6 protein-coding genes are annotated in these 5,437 nt (G+C 43.8%); 5 read left to right on the top strand and 1 reads right to left on the bottom strand.

The annotated features are described in order from the left end of the window. The 5 genes from WAM07_RS02175 to WAM07_RS02155 all read left to right on the top strand — a co-directional run. A partial coding sequence (locus tag WAM07_RS02175; protein ID WP_422164392.1) for an MFS transporter occupies positions 1-1,145 on the top strand: 1,145 nt, incomplete at its 5' end. Positions 1,146-1,208: 63 nt separating this feature from the next. Next, complete coding sequence (gene dapD, locus WAM07_RS02170) at positions 1,209-1,928, top strand: 2,3,4,5-tetrahydropyridine-2,6-dicarboxylate N-acetyltransferase (protein WP_422164390.1); 720 nt, start codon at positions 1,209-1,211, stop codon at positions 1,926-1,928. Between the two features lie 55 nt (positions 1,929-1,983). Next, complete coding sequence (locus tag WAM07_RS02165; RefSeq protein ID WP_422164388.1) at positions 1,984-3,099, top strand: N-acetyldiaminopimelate deacetylase; 1,116 nt, start codon at positions 1,984-1,986, stop codon at positions 3,097-3,099. Positions 3,100-3,178: 79 nt separating this feature from the next. Continuing rightward, positions 3,179-3,421, top strand: a complete 243-nt coding sequence (locus WAM07_RS02160; RefSeq protein WP_422164386.1) for a YkuS family protein — start codon at positions 3,179-3,181, stop codon at positions 3,419-3,421. 51 nt (positions 3,422-3,472) lie between these two features. Continuing rightward, a complete protein-coding gene (locus WAM07_RS02155) occupies positions 3,473-4,762 on the top strand; it encodes a hemolysin family protein (RefSeq protein ID WP_422164385.1) in 1,290 nt (429 codons plus the stop codon). Between the two features lie 42 nt (positions 4,763-4,804). On the opposite strand, the gene WAM07_RS02150 is transcribed toward WAM07_RS02155, so the two are convergent. Then, positions 4,805-5,437, bottom strand: a 633-nt coding sequence (locus WAM07_RS02150; RefSeq protein ID WP_422164383.1) for a mechanosensitive ion channel family protein, incomplete at its 5' end; no start/stop codon positions are given.

Below are 5,437 nucleotides of genomic sequence, written 5' to 3'. Positions count from 1 at the left end.
GGGCAGGGGCGTTAATGCCGATTGCGACCACGATCGTCGGGGATATTTATACAAAGGAAGAACGAGCGAAAATCCAAGGTTACCTGTCCAGTGTATGGGGGATTTCAGCCGTGACAGGTCCAGCTCTGGGCGGATTTTTTGTAGATGTGCTTAGCTGGCCGTATGTTTTTTGGATGAACGTTCCGCTTGGCCTGTTGGCTTTACTTGGTGTCATTTTTTTCTTCCATGAAGATGTTTCTGAAGAAAAAAGACCCATTGATGTGGCTGGTTCTTTCTGGGTGGTCATTACGATCAGTACACTCATGTTTATCCTGGTTGAGGGAGGAGTAGGTATCCCCTGGAAATCATGGGCTATGTTTGCTTTATCAATTGCATCTATTGTCAGCTTTATTATTTTCTGCCTTGTGGAAAGAAAAGCACGCGAGCCGATGATGCCTTTTGATATTTGGAAGTACCAGTCCATCCGCTATGCGAATTTAACCTCTCTTACAACAGGTATGATACTTATGGGGGTTACGAGTTATCTTCCGGCGTTTGTACAGGGAGTTATGGAGCAGTCAGCCACTGTGGCAGGTTTCACCTTGACGGCTATGTCGATCGGCTGGCCTATTGCTTCCACCCTTGCCGGACGGCTTGTGCTCAGAATAGGCTTCCGTCCGACTTCAATCCTCGGAGGAGTATCTCTAATTATAGGAGCTTCATTATTTTCAGTCTTAACGCCTGATAAAGGTCCATTATTTGCTGCAATTGGTTCTCTGTTCATTGGAATAGGCATGGGTCTCTCATCAACCTCCTTTATCGTCTCTATTCAAAACACGGTAGATTGGAAGACAAGAGGCATAGCGACAGCAACGAACATGTTTATGCGGACTATAGGCAGTGCGATTGGTGCCGCCTTGCTCGGAGGACTGCTGAACAGCCGGATTAATGCGGCGATTGAGCAGTCGGGTCTACCTGATCAATTTACCGTGGATTCCACGAATTTACTTTTACGGGAAAGCGGGAGAAATGAGTTAGGCAAACGAGCCCTGGAAGTGTTACAATCAGGACTAACTTCAGGGCTGCATGTGGTATATATAGGAATACTCATACTGGCAGTCATCAGTTTTTTATTAATTTTGCGACTTCCAAAAAAAGAAGTTTGATATCATCCTTGCCGCTTTGATAAAGTAAAGGGTGAAAGAATTACATAAAAGGAGGAGTTTAACTTGAATCAAATGGATGCTAATGAAATTATTTCATTTATTTCAAACAGTGAAAAATCTACACCTGTTAAAGTATATGTAAAGGGTGACCAGCTAGAGAGTCTGGATTTTGGAGAACAAGTACAAGACTTTATTTCCGGACAATCCGGAGTCATATTCGGAGAGTGGAAAGTGATTCAGCCTCTTCTTGAAAAATACAGCAGTGAAATTAAGGATTATGTTATTGAAAATGACCGCAGAAACTCCGCCATTCCACTGCTTGATCTGAAAAAAGTCAACGCGCGTATCGAACCTGGCGCTATTATCCGTGACCAAGTGGAAATTGGAGATGGAGCCGTGATTATGCTTGGGGCCATGATTAATATCGGGTCTGTTGTCGGTGAAGGCACGATGATTGATATGAACGTTGTGCTTGGAGGCCGTGCTACGGTAGGTAAAAATTGTCATATCGGAGCCGGAGCCGTATTAGCCGGGGTTATTGAGCCACCTTCTGCAAGTCCTGTTGTAGTTGAGGATGGCGTGGTTATCGGAGCGAATGCTGTTATTCTTGAAGGCGTCACGGTCGGTGAAGGTGCTGTTGTGGCAGCCGGCTCGATTGTTACGGCTGATGTAGAACCTAATACACTCGTAGCAGGAACGCCAGCGAAGAAAATTAAAGATATCGACGACCAGACCAAATCAAAAACTGAAATTAAACAAGAACTTCGTAAATTAGATCAATAAATATGAATGAGGCCTTGCTGAAGCAGCAAGGCCTTTCTTATAAGGAGGGCCCCCCGTGGAATTGGAAAAATTAATTGAGGTAAGACGAAATCTGCATCAGATTCCTGAACTTGGATTTCAAGAAGAAAAAACACAGACATTTTTATTGGACTACATCAAGCAGCTTCCTCAGGAGGCTCTAACCGTTGAAACATGGAGAACCGGCATATTTGTTAAAGTGGAAGGAAAGCGCGGGGAGAAAACGATTGGCTATCGTGCAGACATTGACGGTTTACCCTTAAATGAAGAAACAGGCTTCGACTTCCGTTCACTTCATCAAGGAAGGATGCACGCCTGCGGTCATGATTTCCATATGACGATTGCTTTAGGGGCCTTGACGAGGCTTGCTTCAGATCCGGCTGATCATCATGTGGTCTTTTTATTCCAACCGGCAGAAGAAGGTCCGGGAGGGGCAGAACCTATGCTTCAGGCTGATTTTCTAAAGCAGCATAAACCCGATACCATTTTTGGGCTGCACATTGCTCCAGAGCTCCCGGTAGGATCGGTATCCACTAAACCCGGACTGCTTTTTGCGAATACAAGTGAATTATTTATCGATTTTAAAGGCGTTGGGGGTCACGCTGCTTTTCCTCATATGGCGAAGGATATGGTTGTTGCAGGCAGTTCCTTTGTCACTCACCTTCAACAAATCGTTGCCCGTCGCTTAGACCCGCTCGACAGCGCAGTTATAACAATAGGTAAAATGGAAGCTGGAACCGTACAAAATATTATTGCTCAGGAAGCAAGACTCGAAGGAACGATCCGTACCCTGACACCGGAATCGATGGATCAAGTCAAATCTGACATTGAAAAACTGGCCAAAGGATTTGAAATTAGCAACGACTGCCACATATCTATTCACTACGGATCCAATTATTATCAAGTCTTTAATGATAAAGAAGCTGTCCAGAGCTTCAAACACACGGTAGATAGCTCTTCTTACGAGTTTAAAGAGGCAAGTATGGCTATGACAGGTGAAGACTTCGGCTACATGCTGAAGGAAATTCCAGGATTTATGTTCTGGCTTGGAGTGGATTCTGAAGCAGGGCTGCACCAATCTGCATTAAATCCAAAAGAAGAGGCTTTGCTTGTAGGAGTGAACCTGGTTGAAGCTCATATGAGAGGTCTGTAAAAGAAATGGATGCATACCCATCTGCCTTCGGTAAACACTAAAAGATGCTTGTTAAAATAAAGCAGGGAGGTAGATGGTGATGAAAAGAATAGGTATTGAAGAAAATCTAAGTGATATACGTTCAGCTCTTCAGCAAAAAGGGTATGAGTTGGTTGAGATGAAAAAACAGGAGGATGCGGCGAGCTGTGACTGCTGTGTTATTTCCGGGCAGGACCGCAACGTAATGGGAATCATGGATGCTGAAACCAAAGCTTCTGTTATTGATGCTCATGGGAAGACGGCGGATGAAGTTTGTCAGGAAGTGCACGCTCGTTTCTCCTAAGAAACAGATGGAGGTTTTACCTCCAGTACATAGAACAGGGAGAGTTGCATTATGGAATCGACGTTGAAACTATTAGCCGTAGCTGTTTTGATTATACTCACAGCTTTTTTTGTGGCCAGTGAATTTGCGATCGTAAAAGTCAGAAAAACACGTATAGAGGCAAAAGCTGCAGAAGGAAATAAAAAAGCTAAAAATTCTCTGCGGGTGCTTAACAATCTTGATTATTATTTATCTGCTTGTCAGCTGGGTATTACGATTACCGCTTTAGGACTCGGGTGGCTTGGTGAGCCAACGCTTGTAATCCTGCTCGATCCTTTAATCGGTAATTTCAATTTACCATCCGGGATCACTCATACCATTTCCTTTGCTATCTCTTTCTTCATTATTACATTTCTGCATGTGGTTCTCGGAGAACTTGCTCCTAAGACAGTAGCAATACAGAAGGCTGAAGCTATAACACTTCTTTTATCCAGACCTTTGATGCTGTACAGCAAACTTATGTATCCATTGATCTGGCTGCTAAATGGTTCAGCCAATGTACTGGTCCGTCTGTTTGGTTTTCAAACGGCTAACGAGTCAGAGGAAGTCCACTCAGAAGATGAATTGAGACATATTTTAACGCAAAGCTATCAAAAAGGAGAGATTAACCGGTCCGAATACACCTACGTGGATCGTATTTTTGAGTTCGATAACCGGACGGCGAAAGAAATAATGATTCCACGGACAGAAATGGCTGTAATTGATATTAATCATTCCTTGAAAAATGTTCTGCGTGAGATGAAACAGGAACGGTACACGCGTTATCCAGTAGTAGATGGAGATAAGGACCAGGTGATTGGCATTATTCACATGAAAGAATTCTTTTATGAAGATGTCCAGGAGCAGGGGTCACTCCGGTCTTTCATCCGGCCGGTAATGAAAGTGTTTGAAAATGTACCGATTCATGATCTTCTGGTGAAAATGCAGAAGGATCGCACGCATATGGTCGTATTGATGGATGAGTATGGCGGAACATCCGGCATCGTGACGGTAGAGGATATTCTGGAAGAAATCGTTGGGGAGATTCGTGATGAATTTGATCATGAAGAAGAACGTGAAATTAAGCGTCTGAAAAATGGTCACTTCCTTCTGGAAGGGAAAACATCCATTCAGGATATCAACGAATTTTTTGATTTAGACTTAGACCATGAAGATATTGATACGATTTCCGGTTGGATTTATACCCGTGATTATGATGCAAGGGAAGGAACCATTGTAGCGGAAGATAAATTACAGTTTAAGATCGTGGATATGGAAGACGGCCAGATTAAAAAAGTAGAAGCATGGGAAGACACCCATTAAAAATAGCCCGGGTTTCCCCGGGCCTGTTTTCAAAGAGAGCGATTAATCGTTCTCTTTTTTCGTTACGTATACTTGATGAGGGTAAGGAATTTCAATACCTGCCTGATCGAGAGCTTCTTTCATAGCTTTTCTCAAGTCTCTCTCCACAGCCCATTGTTCCATATTTTCCGTTTTTCCTAAGATGCGGATGACAACATCGGAAGAACCTAGGCTTTGTACACCAAGAACGCTTGGTCCTTCTTTAAAACGCTCATCGTTTGCAAACTCGTCAGCAACCTCTTTTAGGACAGTCATAGCCTGATCAATGTTTTCATCATAACCAATGCCGATATCCTCCAGCGCACGCATGTTGCCTCGAGAGTGGTTGGCTACGCCTGAAATGTTCCGGTTTGGGATGAAATTCAGGGTTCCATCGAAGCTGCGGAGCAGAGTTGTCCGTATACCTACTTCCTCAACTACTCCGTCATATCCACCAGCTGTTACGTAATCTCCCACTTCAACCTGCCGCTCGGATAATAGGAAAAAACCGGTCACAATATCGGAAACCAGTCCCTGAGCACCGAAGCCAATGGCAAGACCAACAATTCCGGCTCCCGCGAGCAGTGGTCCAATTTCAATTGAAAGGGCACTTAAAAGCATGACGATGAAAATAAAGGTAATAGAATAGGAAAAAAT

It is taken from the genome of Halobacillus sp., from assembly GCF_049282395.1.
Taxonomy (GTDB): Bacteria; Bacillota; Bacilli; order Bacillales; family Halobacillaceae; genus Halobacillus.
Note: the sequence above shows the minus strand (reverse complement) of the source record. Positions and strands in the feature narration are given on the sequence as shown.